Genomic DNA, 14,443 nt, shown 5'->3' with positions numbered 1-14,443 from the left:
CGAATCAACATCGGCACGGTGTGGGGCGTCACCGGCTTAGGACAATTCAAACCAGTCCCGATTCTGTTCAGCAATCGGGGTAATCGAGTGGATCATCTCCTGTAAATGCCCGCTCATCGCGGCTTCCACCGCGTTAGCATCACGGGCTTTTAAGCCATTGAAAATCACATAATGCTGTTGAATCAGGCTGGCGGGCGGCGACACCTGGCTGAGGCTCAGGAAACGAACCCGGTCCATCGTGGCTTTGATCGATTCGATGGTTTCCCAGGCCAGTGGACATCGGGCTATCTGCGTCAGTAACTGATGAAAATCATCGTCCAGACTGAGAAATTCGCGTATTTGCTCGTTCTGTGCCGCCAGCTCCTGACGGCGCAAATTGTGTTCCAGCATCAGTAACTGTTCATCAGTAATGAACTCGACAGCCCGGCGTACAATCGCGCATTCCAGCGCCTGACGGATAAAACGGGCATCGGCCACGCGCTGCTCGGAAATCTTCATCACGAACGTGCCGCGCTGCGGCAGAATCTGTACCAGCCCGGCTTCCGCCAGTTTGATGAACGCTTCTCGTACCGGCTGACGGGAGACTGAGAAACGAGTCGAAATTTCCTTTTCAGACAAGAGTTTGCCGGGAGGGATCGTGCATTCCACAATGTCTTTGCGCAATACGCGATAGATCTGTTGATTAACAGGTTCGTTGCTGTTGATTTGGGCGTAGTTATCCATGCATCCGTGGTGTATTTAAGCTGTTTGTCATCATGATACATGGTTAGCCAACGCCTTATCCATAAGGCAGGTGATTTTCCCCGTAGGGGGTGAACGCACAGGCTGACGGGGCGGCCTGTGCGTGTCGGGCGATGATTATTGCATCAGCGCTTGTAGCGTGGTGTTGACGCCGTGATTGACCAGCGACAGATAATAGCGGGTGACGGTCTGGACAAAACGGCTATCAGCGGGCAGGTCGCGACCAAAAATGCTCTCTTGTGCCAGCAGGGCGTTGACACGCGCCTCGCCTTGTTCGCTGTGTTGGACAACCTGCGCCAGCACCTCTTTCAGCGGATCGCTTATCTCGATCGGCTGGCCTTGCTCGTCCACGCCGCCGACATAGCGCATCCAGCCCGCAACGCCCAACGCCAGCATGTCGAACCGGCTGTTATGGGCCAGATGCCAGCGAATGGAATCCAGCAGGCGCGGTGGTAATTTTTGCGAACCGTCCATGGCAATTTGCCAGGTGCGGTGTTTCAGCGCCGTATTGCGATAACGTTGCAGCAGCGCGTCGGCGTAGGCAATCCTGTCGACCCCAATGGTACGCAGTGTCGGTGCCTGCTCCTCTAGCATCAGGTGACGTGCGGCGGCGACCAGTACCGGGTCCTGCATACAGTCGCTGATATGCGCGTAGCCCGCCAGATAACCGAGGTAGGCCAGAAACGAATGGCTGCCATTGAGCATACGCAGTTTCATTTCTTCATAAGGTAAGACATCCGACACCAGTTCAGCGCCGCCTTTTTCCCATTCCGGTCGTCCATTGACGAAGTTATCTTCGATGACCCACTGGAAGAAGGGCTCGCAGGCGACACCCGCCGGGTCATCAACCCCCAGCATGGCGGTGATTTGTGCCCGTGTTTCCGCGGTGACCGCCGGTGCAATGCGGTCCACCATGGTTGACGGAAACGTCACGTTTTGTTCTATCCAGCCTGCCAGGCCGGGCTCCTGCACCTGCGCTAACTGGGTGATGACGTTGCGTGTCACATGGCCATTTTCCGGCATGTTATCGCACGACATGACGCTGAACGGCGGCAGGCCATGTTCTCTACGACGTCTGATGGCAGCCAGTATCACGCCCGGCAGGGAGCGTGGCTGTTGCGGGTGTTGAAGATCATGCGCGATCAATGGGTGGTCGGTGTTTAACTGCCCGGTAGCGGGATGATGGCAGTAGCCTTTTTCCGTCACGGTGATCGACACAATGGCTATTTCGGGTGCGCTGAGTGCCGCCAGAATACTTTCAATGCCGTCCAATTCGGCGTGCAATGCCTTTTTCGCCACACCGATGAGGCGACTACTCCAGTTATCGCCCGCCATTTCCGATACCGACCACAACAGATCCTGCTGGCGGATATCGTTGATCTGTTGCTCTCCGCCAATCAGGTTGATTTCACAATAGCCCCAATCGCTGCCGAATTGTGCGGCCAGTTTATCTGCGCACACCGCCTGGTGAGCGCGATGGAAGGCACCAAAGCCAATATGGGCGATGCGTGCCACCAGTTTGCTACGGTCATACTCAGGCTTTACCGCGTTTGCCTGTAACAGTGGAATGGTCATGACTTTTTTCCTAACGTGAATGCTTACCGGTGGTTTTTGACCACCGGCGTGACTGCTGAAATGTTATTCACCGACGTGAGTGATGGTTCGCGCCCGGTTGAGGGTGGGGGATTCGGTGTGTTGCCACAGGGTGTCGTAGGCATGCCCGGTCAGGTCTTCCACGATACGACGAGTCTCTGGCGTGACATCCTGCTTCCTGCCGTTCGCTTTCAGGCGTTCGACTTCATCGATAAGGACTTTGTGCGTTTGCTTGTTGAGGTGGAAGGTCAACGCCTGCCACAGCGCAATCAGCAATAACCCGGCGGTACCGATAAACATCAGCCCGGCGATGGTGTTAATCGCTTCCTGCGGTTGCACCTGACTGCCTTTTACGAATCCCCCCGATTGCAACAGCAAACCGACGACAAAGGTGGCGATGGCAACCGTGGTTTTGCGTGAGAAGGTCATTACCGCCGCGAACAGCCCTTCACGGCGCTGACGTGTGACCATCTCATCGATATCCGGAATAAACGGGAAGACATTCCAGGGGGTAAATTCCAGCACGCAACGGCCAACCTGATAGACACCCGCCAGCGCCACCAGTGCCACCGCCTTGTTATCCATCGGCATGCGGTAGACATAAAAGAAACCGGCGAGACACACCATCATCACCGTGTAGGCGAAGATGTACAAACGTGATGGACCGTATTTGATCATGGCAAGCCCTGCCAGCAACGTCACCGGTAACCCGACAATGCTCATGGAAAGCAGGCTGCCAGCAAAGGACGACGAAACGTTCAGGCAGTAGACGCAGAAGAACACGAACACGGTGTTATAGACGTCTTTGGCGGTAAACGAGAACAGGTAAATCGCCAGGTGCTTTCTAAAGGCACGCACACGCAGGGTAGAGGCATAATCCTTCAGCAGCCCGCCGAGCATCCGCAGTTTTTCCCATGCGGTGCCAGGGTGCCGTTTCGCTTCCAGTTCCGCCAGCATGTCGGGGGTGAGCTCACGCTCCCAGGTCACTTTCCATGAGATAAACACGCACAGCATAAAGGTCACGGCGAACATCACGCCATTCACCAGATACGCGTTGGCATCGTGCTCGCCATAGTGCTTAATCAGCAAACCGGGGATAAAGGTGGCAAGGAATGTCCCCAGTGCAGATAAAAACATACGGCAGGTAGAGAGCTTGGTGCGTGAGTTAAACCCTTTGGTCATTTCCGACGGTAGTGTTTCCCACGGGATGAGCACCATCGCGGCGATAATTTCGAATGCCAAATACACCGACAAATAAAACCAATAATTCATGCCGTTTATCCATAATAGGGAATAAACCAGCATCAGCGGTGCACCAATTAATAAAAAGAATCGGCGGCGGCCAAATTTTTTACCAAAATAATTTTTATAAAAATGATCGGTAAAGCTGCCCATAAATAAACTGACAATCGCATCGACAATACGAGCGATGGCGACAATAGACGCCGCCTCTACGGGGGTTAACCCCACAAAGGTGGTATAGAAAAAGAGTAACCAGGCCCCGATGACGGTAAAGGCACCGCCACCCATAATATCTGTCAGGCCATAACCAATACTGACAGGTATCGTGACTTTCTTGGTACCAGACATAATTTATCCTCATTGAAATGAGAGTAATAATCAGAATTTAAAATAGTGTAGGGCGTTATCGTGGCAAATATTTCTTACCATGCGTTGGAGAATGAGCGTGTCGGCAGGATAGTCGCCATTCTCAATCCACTGCCCGATTAATCCGCAGAGAATGCGTCGGAAATAATCATGCCGGGGATAAGAAACAAAACTGCGTGAGTCAGTCAGCATACCGACGAAATTCATCAGCAACCCTTGGTCTGCCAGGGTGTTGAGCTGGTTTTGCATACCACGACGGGTATCGTTAAACCACCAGCCTGAACCGAACTGTAACGGTGATTTAACGCCGTCTTCGCCAGATTGGAAATTGGCGATCGTCGAGGCCACAATATCGTTGTACGTTGCGTAGAGATTATAGAGAATGGTTTTCGGTAAGTGATTCTCCCTGGTCATGGCATTGAAAAAGGCATTCAGATTGCTGGCTAATAGATTCTGATCGGCAATGGAATCAAAGCCACTGTTAATGCCCACTTTTTCAAGCATTCTCTGGTTGTTATTACGAATTGCGCCGAAATGAATTTGCATGGCCCAATCATATTTTTTATAAAGCCTGGAAAGCGTAATTAATAATACACTCTGCCAGGTGATGTCTTCTGCGGGGGGTAATGTCTTGTTCTGTGTTTTTTTCAGGAATACCGCATCGGCTTCAGCAGGTGTGAATTTGCTAAACGTGAATTCTCCCAATCCGTGATCGGAAATACGACAGCCGACATCATGGAAATATTTCACTCGCGCTTCCAGTGCACGCTCAAAATCCGCCAGTTGGGTAATTTTTTCACCCGTTAATTCCGACAGGCGTGTCAGTGCAGTAAAAAATACCTGATGTTGCTGAGAAAAAAACTCATCCGGACGGAAGGTTGGCAATACGCGTGGCGTGAAGGTGTCGTCCTGTTTTAATAACTGGTGGTAGTGCAAGTCGTCCAGCGGCGAGTCGGTGGTGCAGATAACCTCCACCCGGGAGCGCGTCATCAGCGCGCGTGGCGTGAAAGCCTCGTCGCGGAGCTGGCGATTACAGGCCTCCATGATTTCACGCCAGTTACGGCTGCTGAGCGGTTCGTCAATGCCAAAGTACTGCTTGAGCTCCAGATGCGTCCAGTGATAAAGCGGATTGCCGAATGCCGCTTCCACGGTTTCTGCCCAGGCCTGAAACTTTTCTTCTGCGGTGGCATCGCCGGTGATTTTAGCTTCGGGGATGCCGTTGGCGCGCATTGCGCGCCATTTGTAGTGATCGCCTGCCAGCCAGAGCTCGGTTATGTTGCTGAACTGGCGGTTGTGGTAGATATCCCTGGCGTCCAGGTGACAGTGATAGTCAATGATAGGTAAGTCACGCGCGACCTGTTGGTAGAGCGTTATTCCCGTTGGGTTGCCTATCATGAAGTTGTCGTTAATCAAGCTCATGGCTTTCTCTCCTCACCCTGTCGTTGGTTTACCAGTTCCACAGCGTGCCATCTTCCAGACGGGCAACCGGCAGATAGGCGGGGTCGTAGGGGTATTTGGCCGCCAGTTTTTCGTCAAACTCGATCCCCAAACCGGGTTTGTCGCCGGGGTGCATATAACCGTCTTCAAACGTCCAGTTATGCGGGAAGACGTCCAGCATCTGTTCGGAATACCCCATGAATTCCTGAATACCGAAATTCGGCACCCAAAGATCGAAGTGCAATGCGGCGGCCATGCAGACCGGCGACAAGTCCGATGGGCCGTGCGAACCGGTACGAACCTGATACAGCGAGGCGAAATCGGCGATACGGCGCATCCCGGTAATGCCGCCGGCGTGCGTGATGGTGGTGCGGATGTAATCGATTAACTGCTCTTCGATCAGTTGTTTACAATCCCAGATGCTGTTGAAGACCTCGCCGACGGCAATCGGCGTGACGGTGTGCTGGCGAATCAGACGGAAGCAGGCCTGATTTTCGGCCGGTGTCGGGTCTTCCATCCAAAATAAACGGTATGGTTCCACGCTTTTACCGAAACGCGCCGCCTCAATCGGCGTCAGGCGGTGGTGCATGTCGTGTAGCAGGTGTTCGTTAAAGCCAAATTTGTTACGCACGGCTTCAAACAGGTTGGGGGTGAAGTCGAGGTACTTCTCCGTTGACCAGACTTGTTCTTCCGGCCAGTTGCCTTTGGTGGCCGGTTCATACGCCAGTCCTTTGCCTTTTGCCATGCCGTAGGTGGTTTTCATACCCGGAATGCCGCATTGCACACGAATCGCCTTGAAACCCTGCTCGCGGTGGCGGGCATAGTCATCCAGCACTTCGTCGATGGAGTGACCGGTGGTATGGCAATACACCATGACGCCACTGCGGGAAGCGCCGCCCAGTAACTGATAGAGCGGCATGTTCGCCACTTTGCCTTTGATATCCCACAACGCCATATCCACGGCGGAAATGGCCGACATGGTGACCGGACCGCGACGCCAGTAAGCACCTTTATAGAAATATTGCCAGATGTCTTCGATCTGCCGGGCGTCACGGCCGATCAGCTGCGGGCAAAGATGATCTTTAAGGTAAGACGCAACGGAGAGCTCCCGTCCGTTCAGCGTGGCATCGCCAAGACCAGTAACACCGCTGGCCGTGGTGATTTTCAGGGTAACGAAATTACGTCCCGGACAGGTGACAAACACTTCTGCGCTAACAATTTTCACGGTTTTGAGTCCTTTTCATGTCTTCTACGCTAACTACCATACAAGTATATATTCACACACACCATGCGCTGCCTCACAGTTATTCATCTGGCCGGGTGAAAAACCGCCTCACGCCATGCCGGAATCGCCGATGGCAACCTGTAGCGAAAAACAGCCGTTAAGTGGCATAGTGTTTGCTTAATGAATGGCGAGCTTTGTAAAACAGGGGGCAGTACCGAGCCCCGATAGACCATTAATTGCAATCAATGACAGCAAACAGGAACAGTAATAGAGATGACACAACAGGTTTTCTTTCCTGCCACCGTGTTACGTGGCGCCGGGGTCAGTCAACAGTTGGGAGCGATGTGCGCCCGGTTCGGCCGTCGGGTCTTGGTCGCTGGGGGGCATCAGGCGCTGGCAGCCGCACAAACCGTGATCATTGAGCAACTGCGGCAGGCTGGGGTGACGCTGACGGCGGTGGAGTGGTCCGGCGAGCAGTGCAGTGTCAGCCAGATAGAGCGGTTGTGTGCGCGGGTGCGTGAAACCGACAGCGATCTGATCCTGGCGGTCGGTGGCGGTAAAGCGCTGGATACCGGGAAAGCGGTGGCATTTCAGTGTGGCATTCCGGTAGTGACATTGCCGACTATTGCGGCCACCTGTGCGGCGGTGACACCGTTGTCGGTGCGTTACCATGATGATGGTCATTTCCACGATTTGTATCACCTGCCGGTAGCCCCCGCAGCCGTGGTGATAGACAGTGCGCTGCTGGTGCGTGCGCCGCTGCGCTGGCTGGCAGCCGGGCTGGGGGATACGCTCGCCAAGTGGTATGAGTTTCGCGCGATTGATAAGGGTGACAATAGCAACGGCTTTGCCGCGTCGTCGCGCGCTAACAGCGAGATCTGTTTTCGGTTGATAGCGCAGTACGGCGAGTCTGCCTGCCGTGCGGTGATGGAAGGGCAAGCCAATGACGCACTTGACCAGGTGCTGGATGCCATCTTCCTGTTTGCCGGGTTGACGTCGCTGATGGCCAGTGGCGCACATGCCGCCGCTTCCCATGCGCTGTATGAAGGGTTTACCGTTTGTGATAAAACCCGTGAATTTGGTCACGGCTTGCTGGTCGGCTTTGGCAATTTGTGTCTGCTGGCGCTGGAACAGCGTAGCGATGAGGAATTGCTGGAAGCGATTCGGCTGGCCCATGCCTGTGCGGTGCCGCTGACGTTGAATGCTATCTGCCCGGATCTGTCTGAAGATGAACTGGCGGCGATTATTCGTGCCTCGATTGACGCGCCGGATATGGCGAACATGCCGTTTAGCGTGACGGAATCGCAGTTGCATCAGGCGATACGCCGGGTTGAAGCGCTGGCGGTGTGCGTCACAGCCGGGTAACGCGCGAACCATTATAGAGTCGCCTCACCCAGCGGGTGGGGCGATAACAAAGACCGGGCGAGCCCGGTCTTTGTCTGATTGATACTTAATGGAAGCCCGCGTTGTGTTTCAAGCGGTCACATGACCCTGTCAGAGTTTGCTGACACCAGAACGACTTACCTTGCAGTTAGCGGTATCCCACTTCTCACCGTATTTTTCCGTTGAGCCCTGGCCTTTCACCACGCCTTTGAACTCTTCGCAGACGGGCGGTTTGCCTTCTTTGTAATTTTTGATTTTCAGGCCACTGATGGTGGCCACATCGCCGTAGTTACGGTTAACGCCAGCAATGCTGTCAATGGTGCCGTTAACGGTGGCGCTGGTGACGGTCAGGAAGCGTGGGCCGCCGTTGTTGGAGCAGTCACCGCAGGAGCGCCACAGCTTTCCGTGTTCACCGGTCAGGGTGAAGTTGCCTTTCACCACGGTGGTGCTGTTCTTGGAGTTGTGCTGCAGCACTTTATCCGGCTTACCGCCGTAACCGCCGCTGACGTTATGCGCTATCCCGCCAACGATGGTGAGGGTTTTACCGTTATTGGTTGCGGCATCTTCACAGATGTCCTCCCAGATGACGTTTTCAATGGTGCAGTCACCGCTGTCACAGTGAATACCATCCGCCCCGCCGGAAGCCGAAATACGCAGGTTTTTCACCGTGGCGTTTTTCAGGATGATCAGCGGCTTTTGTTTATCGCTGTCATTCGGACAGGATGTACCGATGGTTACGCCGCCGCAATCGACGGTGCGGTTTTCGAATGTGACGCCCGGTTTACACTCAGAGCTGGCTTTCGCTGCACGCAGCGGGCCGGTACTCGGTGTGGTGGTCACGACATTCGAAACGGTCTGGTTTTGATTGTCGCTGACGACATCCACCCAGTACCAGTAGTTGACGCCGCTATTGGTGTCGGCATCGTTAAAGGTACGGGTTTCTGCATCCAGTACGGCGATGCGTTCACGCAGGTCAGGATTGCTGGTGGTTCCACGATACACTTCCTGACGAACGACTTTACTGGCATCGGTAGACCAGCCCAGATAATTGACATCACTTTTCTGGGACAACATCAGTGTGGTTTGGGTCGCGAGCGACGGTGCCGCCAGCACGAGTGCACACAGGGGCAATACATACTTAAACATACAATCTCCTTGTAAATCCCACAGGTATTGACTCTCATTCAGTTGAGAGAAAGAAATAAATAAAAGCGGGTACTTCCTGAAAGTATCGAGACTACTATAGATCAAAAAATAAAAATCGTGAGAAAAATAAACCGCTGTTTTGAAAATTAACCAAAGGTGAAAGTAATCCGTTTTATTTTCTCATTCTGAAAAAAGAATTCGTTATGATAATTTGTGATTCACGAATGAAAAATATAAAAACGACTGTGATAGACATCAATTTTTTATTGTTGGTGAATTGATTTTTTACGGTGTTTACGAATGGAGATGGAGACATGTGAATAACAAGCGAATAGTAAAGCCCGTAGTTTATTCAGCCGTTATAGTGATCTCAATGAGATGTTGAGCGCTGCCACCGCAGGCTGGCCGCCAGATGATGACGATATCAAACACCAGGGGGTAAGGTAATTATCGGCCGATTTTTATTCGGATGACTATCCTGTTATTTCTTAACAATATAAAACATTGTAACGTAAAAATGGTGAATACATTCATATGTATGTCACATCGTTTTTTATTTATAGGGATTTATACTGATTATTGAAATAAGGATGTCTGTGGTGATGATGAAGAAGACCGTTTGGGGAACACAAGTTGCCATACTATGGAGTGTTGTAATGGGAGGGGTCACATTGCTGGCGGGATGTGGCGGCGGTGAACCAACAGAGCAGGAAATCAGGCAGGCCATTGATGAGAGCGTGATGCAAACCAATCAGGAAATAAAGCAGCGAGTCGGCTCGCTTTTTAATGACGAGATGTTAATTAAAATCAATTCATTAAAAAGGTTGGGTTGTATTAACGTTAAGATTAATACTTATCAATGCAATGTTGAACTCGATGTCACCCCACCGCAAGGTGGAAACAAAAAAGAAACCGTTGTGCTGGTTTTTATTCGTAAACATGACGGATGGAAGATAATAAAGTAAAGTGTTATTTCCATAAGTAGTATTTCTCCATGAGTGGTGTTATAGGGAAAGAATGCCACGATTATTTATTCTGCATGATTTCCCTATTTTCCTGAGTAGAGCGCATCGGTTTCCCAAAGGGGATCCACACCATACATCAGGTTGTAAGGGAGTCCGCTTTGTTACTCAGCCCATCCGTGGGCGTCACTCTGGCACAACACATTGTTGAGTGTCTCAATGCCCATCTATCCGTGCATATCTATCCATGCATATCTATCAATGTACATCGGGTACGGGCACGTCAGCGTTGATTCGCCGCCCAGTGGCGTCAAACACCAGACAGTGAGCGGCGTCGAAGCCGACAGTGATCGCCTGCCAGGGACGGAATTGTACGTCGCCGGGCAGCAGAATTTTAAAACCGTCGTGACCGTAGCACTGCCCGAACAGGTAGGTGTTATTACCCAGTCGTTCTACCACTTCGCACTGGAAATCCAGCGTCACCGGGTGCGAGGAGGGCTGAATACCGAGATGCTCCGGGCGAATACCCAGTGTAATCGCGTCGCCAGCGTCGAGCGGGGAGGTGGCGATAGCCAGCGTCAGCGTTTTATCTGCCGTCAACGCGACGGTTAACTGATGCGGCTGCCAGGCGATGACTGTCGATGGCAGAAAGTTCATCTTGGGTGAGCCGATAAAACCGGCGACAAAGCGGTTGACCGGATTGTAGTACAGCGCCATTGGCGAGCCGGTTTGCTCCACCTTGCCGTTATTCATCACCACGATTTTATCGGCCAGTGTCATCGCTTCCACCTGATCGTGGGTCACATACACCATCGTGGTTTTCAGTTCCTGATGCAGCCTGGCGATGTGCAAACGCATATCCACCCGCAGCTCTGCATCGAGGTTGGAGAGCGGTTCGTCGAACATAAATACTTTTGGGTTACGCACGATGGCACGGCCGATAGCAACGCGTTGGCGCTGTCCGCCGGACAGCTGTTTCGGTTTTCGGTCCAGCAAATGAGACAACTGTAGGGTTTTGGCGACCATCTCGACCTGATGGCGAATCTCCGCCTTCGGCACGTTGTTGACTTTCAGCCCATAGCCCATATTTTCCGCCACCGTCATGTGCGGATAGAGCGCGTAAGACTGAAACACCATCGCCACACCGCGGTGAGCCGGTGCAACGTCATTCATCACGTCGTCATCAATCAGAATCTTGCCATCGCTAATCTCCTCCAGACCGGCGATCATCCTCAGTAGCGTGGATTTGCCGCAGCCAGAAGGGCCGACAAACACCGCAAACTCACCCGCCTGGATATCCAGATTGATATTGTGCAGCGTTTCAGTGTTGCCAAAGCGTTTGGTGACATTTTGTAAGCATATGCTGGACATCCGCTTTTCCTCAAACGGGTTTATCAATACGGCGATGGCAAGATGCCGCCAGCGTCGCGTCAGTCAGTAAATGTACTACGTGTAACAAATTTTATCGGATAACCTGACCGCGTATTTACGTTGAAAAGACTATAACTGCCTTGTTTTTCGCACCCTATCGGCATGTTTCATTTCTGCAATTGTGATCACACAATAGCCACTTTTCTGTCGTCATGTCAGGATGCTTAGCGTAGCGTATAACATCATCATTAAATGATTCGTTTCGGTTTTAACCCCTTAATCATAAGGTGATGTCAGGTTTGCCAATGCGAAGTGCCATGTTTTTTTATTTAAAATGTTATACCTTCACATGAGGTCGATAATGAAAACCAAAACACTTACCGCCCTGCTACTCTCCACCACGGTGGTCGGCCACCTGTCGGCTTTTTCGGTGCATGCCGCGCCGTCGCTGACCGTTTGGGAAGACATCCGCAAGTCGGATGGCATTAAAGACGCCATCAGGGATTTCGAAAAACAGTTCAACGTCAGCGTGAACGTGCAGGAAATGCCGTATGCCCAGCAACTGGAGAAATTGCGTTTAGATGGCCCGGCGGGTATTGGTCCCGACGTACTGGTCATCCCCAATGACCAAGTGGGCGGGGCGGTGGTGCAGGGGTTGATTGCGCCGCTCAAACTCGACCAAACCGTGCAGGACAGCTTTACCGCGGCGTCGATTGCCGCATTTCGCATGAACAATCAGGTGTATGGCTGGCCGAAAGCAGTAGAAACCCTGGTACTGATTTACAACAAGGAACTGGTAAGCAAACCGCCAGCCAGCCTGCAGGAGTGGTATGACTTTTCCCGCCAACGGCAGGCGCAGGGGGCGTTTGGGCTGTTGGCGAAGTTTGATCAGATTTACTACAGCTGGGGTGCTATTGGGCCGATGGGCGGCTATATCTTCGGCAAGAATGATAAAGGCGGCCTCAACCCGTTGGACATCGGGCTCAATACACCGGGGGCGGTGGATGCCGTCATACTGCTGCGTAAATTTTACGCGGACAAGCTCTTTCCAGCAGGGATTATCGGTGATAACGGGTTAAACGCCATCGATTCGCTGTTCACTGAGAAGAAAGCCGTCGCCGTGATCAATGGCCCTTGGGCGTTCCAGCCCTATGAGGCGGCGGGTATTCATTACGGCGTGGCACCGCTACCGCTGCTGCCGGACGGTAAACCAATGAGCTCATTCCTTGGCGTGAAAGGCTATGTGGTATCGACCTGGAGCAAGGACAACGCGCTGGCACAACACTTTATCGAATTTATCAACCAGCCGCGCTACGTGAAGGTCCGCTACCAGCGTACCGGTGAGATCCCGCCGCAAAAAAGCATGATCGACGACCCGTTAATTAAGAACGACGAGAAAGCCAGCGCGGTTGCCATTCAGGCCGCCCGCGCGGTGCCAATGCCGGGTATTCCGGAAATGGGCGAAGTCTGGGGGCCGGCTAACGCGGCGCTGGAACTGAGCATGACCGGCAAGCAAGAACCGAAAGCGGCACTCGATAACGCGGTGAAGCAAATCAAAATGCAGGTTGAGGCGATGCAGGCCAGCAATCAGTAACCGCCGTTATTCATTGGCATCAGTCATATCGTGCGGGAGGGCTGCCTCCCGCGATAACAAGGAGTCGCGTGTGATTATCAGTTCTGGCGAACCCCTTTGTGGGGAAAAGCGTACCCGACGCCACGCCTGGGTTGCGGCAGGCTGCGCCGTGCTGCCTGGTGGCGGGCAGTTTTACCATCGTCAGTGGGCGAAGGGCATGATCTTTTTAGTGCTGCTCGGTAGTTACCTGGGGGTATTTCATGATTTTCTGCGTACCGGTCTGTGGGGCGTGTATACGCTGGGCGAGGAAGTCCCGCGTGATAACTCCATCTTCCTGCTGGCGGAAGGGATCATCAGCTTGCTGATCATCGCGTTTGGTGTGCTGATTTATGCCTGGTCTATTAACGATGCCTGGCGTAACGGCAAGCGTCGTGATGAGGGGCTGGCGCTTAATAGTGTGCGGCAGCAATACCGCCTGTTGTTAAGCGAGGGCTTCCCTTACCTGATGATTACGCCCGGGTTTATCCTGCTGGTGTTTGTGGTGATATTCCCGATTCTGTTTGGTTTCGCCATCGCCTTTACCAACTACAACCTGTACCACACACCGCCCGCCAAACTGGTGGAATGGGTCGGTCTGAAGAATTTCGTCAGTATTTTTACCCTCAGCATTTGGCGTTCGACATTTCTGGATGTGCTGCAATGGACGGTGGTGTGGACGCTGCTGGCGACGACGTTGCAGTGCTCGGTGGGGGTATTGCTGGCAATCCTGGTAAACCAGAAAGACCTGCGTTTTAAACCGCTGATTCGCACGATTTTCATTCTGCCGTGGGCGGTGCCGGGGTTCGTCACTATTCTGGTGTTCGCCGGTATGTTCAACGATTCGTTTGGCGTAATTAACAATGCCATTCTGGCGTCGTTAGGGGTGAGCCCCAAAGCCTGGTTGACCGATCCGTTTTGGACCAAAACGGCGTTGATCATGATGCAGACCTGGCTCGGTTTCCCGTTTGTGTTCGCCATGACCACCGGTGTGCTACAGGCCATTCCGGAGGATTTGTACGAGGCGGCCACGATGGATGGTGCCAGCCGCTGGACGCAACTGCGCACCATTACGCTGCCGCTGGTGCTGTACTCGATTGCGCCGATCATCATCACCCAGTACACCTTCAACTTTAACAATTTCAACATCATCTATCTGTTTAACAATGGCGGGCCTGCCGTGGCCGGCTCCAATGCTGGGGGCACCGATATTTTGGTGTCCTGGATTTACAAGCTGACGATGTCGTCGTCCCAGTATGCGATTGCCGCCACCATCACCATCCTGCTGTCGATTTTTGTCGTCGGCCTGGCGTTGTGGCAATTCCGGGCGACCCGGTCGTTCAAAAACGATGAGATGGCCTAAGGGGG

11 protein-coding genes are annotated in these 14,443 nt (G+C 52.9%); 4 read left to right on the top strand and 7 right to left on the bottom strand.

The features are described from left to right. Positions 1–36 precede the first annotated feature (36 nt). The 5 genes from DD586_RS14535 to manD form a co-directional block, all read right to left on the bottom strand. Positions 37–723, bottom strand: a complete 687-nt coding sequence (locus DD586_RS14535; protein WP_012885587.1) for a GntR family transcriptional regulator — start codon at positions 721–723, stop codon at positions 37–39. Between the two features lie 135 nt (positions 724–858). After that, positions 859–2,316, bottom strand: coding sequence for a mannitol dehydrogenase family protein (locus tag DD586_RS14530; RefSeq protein ID WP_012885586.1), 1,458 nt, complete (start codon positions 2,314–2,316; stop codon positions 859–861). A 63-nt stretch (positions 2,317–2,379) separates the two neighbouring features. After that, entirely contained in the window at positions 2,380–3,924 is a 1,545-nt protein-coding gene (locus tag DD586_RS14525) for an MFS transporter (RefSeq protein WP_012885585.1), read from the bottom strand. Between the two features lie 30 nt (positions 3,925–3,954). Further along, positions 3,955–5,361 carry a glucuronate isomerase gene (uxaC, locus tag DD586_RS14520; RefSeq protein WP_012885584.1) on the bottom strand — a complete coding sequence of 469 codons (1,407 nt, stop codon included), beginning with the start codon at positions 5,359–5,361 and terminating at the stop codon, positions 3,955–3,957. 28 nt (positions 5,362–5,389) lie between these two features. Further along, a complete protein-coding gene (gene manD / locus DD586_RS14515; protein WP_012885583.1) occupies positions 5,390–6,604 on the bottom strand; it encodes a D-mannonate dehydratase ManD in 1,215 nt (404 codons plus the stop codon). A 273-nt stretch (positions 6,605–6,877) separates the two neighbouring features. Between manD and DD586_RS14510 the strand changes: the two genes are divergently transcribed. After that, positions 6,878–7,969, top strand: coding sequence for an iron-containing alcohol dehydrogenase family protein (locus tag DD586_RS14510; RefSeq protein WP_012885582.1), 1,092 nt, complete (start codon positions 6,878–6,880; stop codon positions 7,967–7,969). Positions 7,970–8,098: 129 nt separating this feature from the next. Here the strand turns inward: DD586_RS14510 and pelI are convergent, their stop codons facing one another. After that, positions 8,099–9,133, bottom strand: coding sequence for a pectate lyase PelI (gene pelI / locus DD586_RS14505; RefSeq protein WP_012885581.1), 1,035 nt, complete (start codon positions 9,131–9,133; stop codon positions 8,099–8,101). A gap of 602 nt (positions 9,134–9,735) precedes the next feature. On the opposite strand from pelI, the gene DD586_RS14500 reads away from it, so the two are divergent. After that, positions 9,736–10,098, top strand: a complete 363-nt coding sequence (locus tag DD586_RS14500) for a hypothetical protein (RefSeq protein WP_228669695.1) — start codon at positions 9,736–9,738, stop codon at positions 10,096–10,098. A 255-nt stretch (positions 10,099–10,353) separates the two neighbouring features. On the opposite strand, the gene DD586_RS14495 is transcribed toward DD586_RS14500, so the two are convergent. Then, positions 10,354–11,466, bottom strand: a complete 1,113-nt coding sequence (locus DD586_RS14495; RefSeq protein WP_012885579.1) for an ABC transporter ATP-binding protein — start codon at positions 11,464–11,466, stop codon at positions 10,354–10,356. Between the two features lie 361 nt (positions 11,467–11,827). On the opposite strand from DD586_RS14495, the gene DD586_RS14490 reads away from it, so the two are divergent. Then, the gene (locus DD586_RS14490; RefSeq protein ID WP_012885578.1) at positions 11,828–13,060 is read left to right on the top strand and encodes an extracellular solute-binding protein; all 1,233 of its coding nucleotides are present in this window, start codon (positions 11,828–11,830) and stop codon (positions 13,058–13,060) included. 70 nt (positions 13,061–13,130) lie between these two features. After that, the gene (locus DD586_RS14485; protein WP_012885577.1) at positions 13,131–14,438 is read left to right on the top strand and encodes a carbohydrate ABC transporter permease; all 1,308 of its coding nucleotides are present in this window, start codon (positions 13,131–13,133) and stop codon (positions 14,436–14,438) included. Positions 14,439–14,443 lie beyond the last annotated feature (5 nt).

Origin of the sequence: Dickeya parazeae Ech586 (assembly GCF_000025065.1) — a bacterium.
Taxonomy (GTDB): domain Bacteria; phylum Pseudomonadota; class Gammaproteobacteria; order Enterobacterales; family Enterobacteriaceae; genus Dickeya; species Dickeya zeae.
Note: the sequence above shows the minus strand (reverse complement) of the source record. Positions and strands in the feature narration are given on the sequence as shown.

What these genes read in the sequence shown, in the direction of transcription:
- DD586_RS14500 (WP_228669695.1), top strand. Translation starts at nt 9,736, where the DNA reads ATGATGAAGAAGACCGTTTGGGGAACACAAGTTGCCATACTATGGAGT.
- DD586_RS14495 (WP_012885579.1), bottom strand. Translation starts at nt 11,466, where the DNA reads ATGTCCAGCATATGCTTACAAAATGTCACCAAACGCTTTGGCAACACT.
- uxaC (WP_012885584.1), bottom strand. Translation starts at nt 5,361, where the DNA reads ATGAGCTTGATTAACGACAACTTCATGATAGGCAACCCAACGGGAATA.
- DD586_RS14535 (WP_012885587.1), bottom strand. Translation starts at nt 723, where the DNA reads ATGGATAACTACGCCCAAATCAACAGCAACGAACCTGTTAATCAACAG.
- DD586_RS14490 (WP_012885578.1), top strand. Translation starts at nt 11,828, where the DNA reads ATGAAAACCAAAACACTTACCGCCCTGCTACTCTCCACCACGGTGGTC.
- DD586_RS14510 (WP_012885582.1), top strand. Translation starts at nt 6,878, where the DNA reads ATGACACAACAGGTTTTCTTTCCTGCCACCGTGTTACGTGGCGCCGGG.
- pelI (WP_012885581.1), bottom strand. Translation starts at nt 9,133, where the DNA reads ATGTTTAAGTATGTATTGCCCCTGTGTGCACTCGTGCTGGCGGCACCG.
- DD586_RS14530 (WP_012885586.1), bottom strand. Translation starts at nt 2,316, where the DNA reads ATGACCATTCCACTGTTACAGGCAAACGCGGTAAAGCCTGAGTATGAC.
- DD586_RS14525 (WP_012885585.1), bottom strand. Translation starts at nt 3,924, where the DNA reads ATGTCTGGTACCAAGAAAGTCACGATACCTGTCAGTATTGGTTATGGC.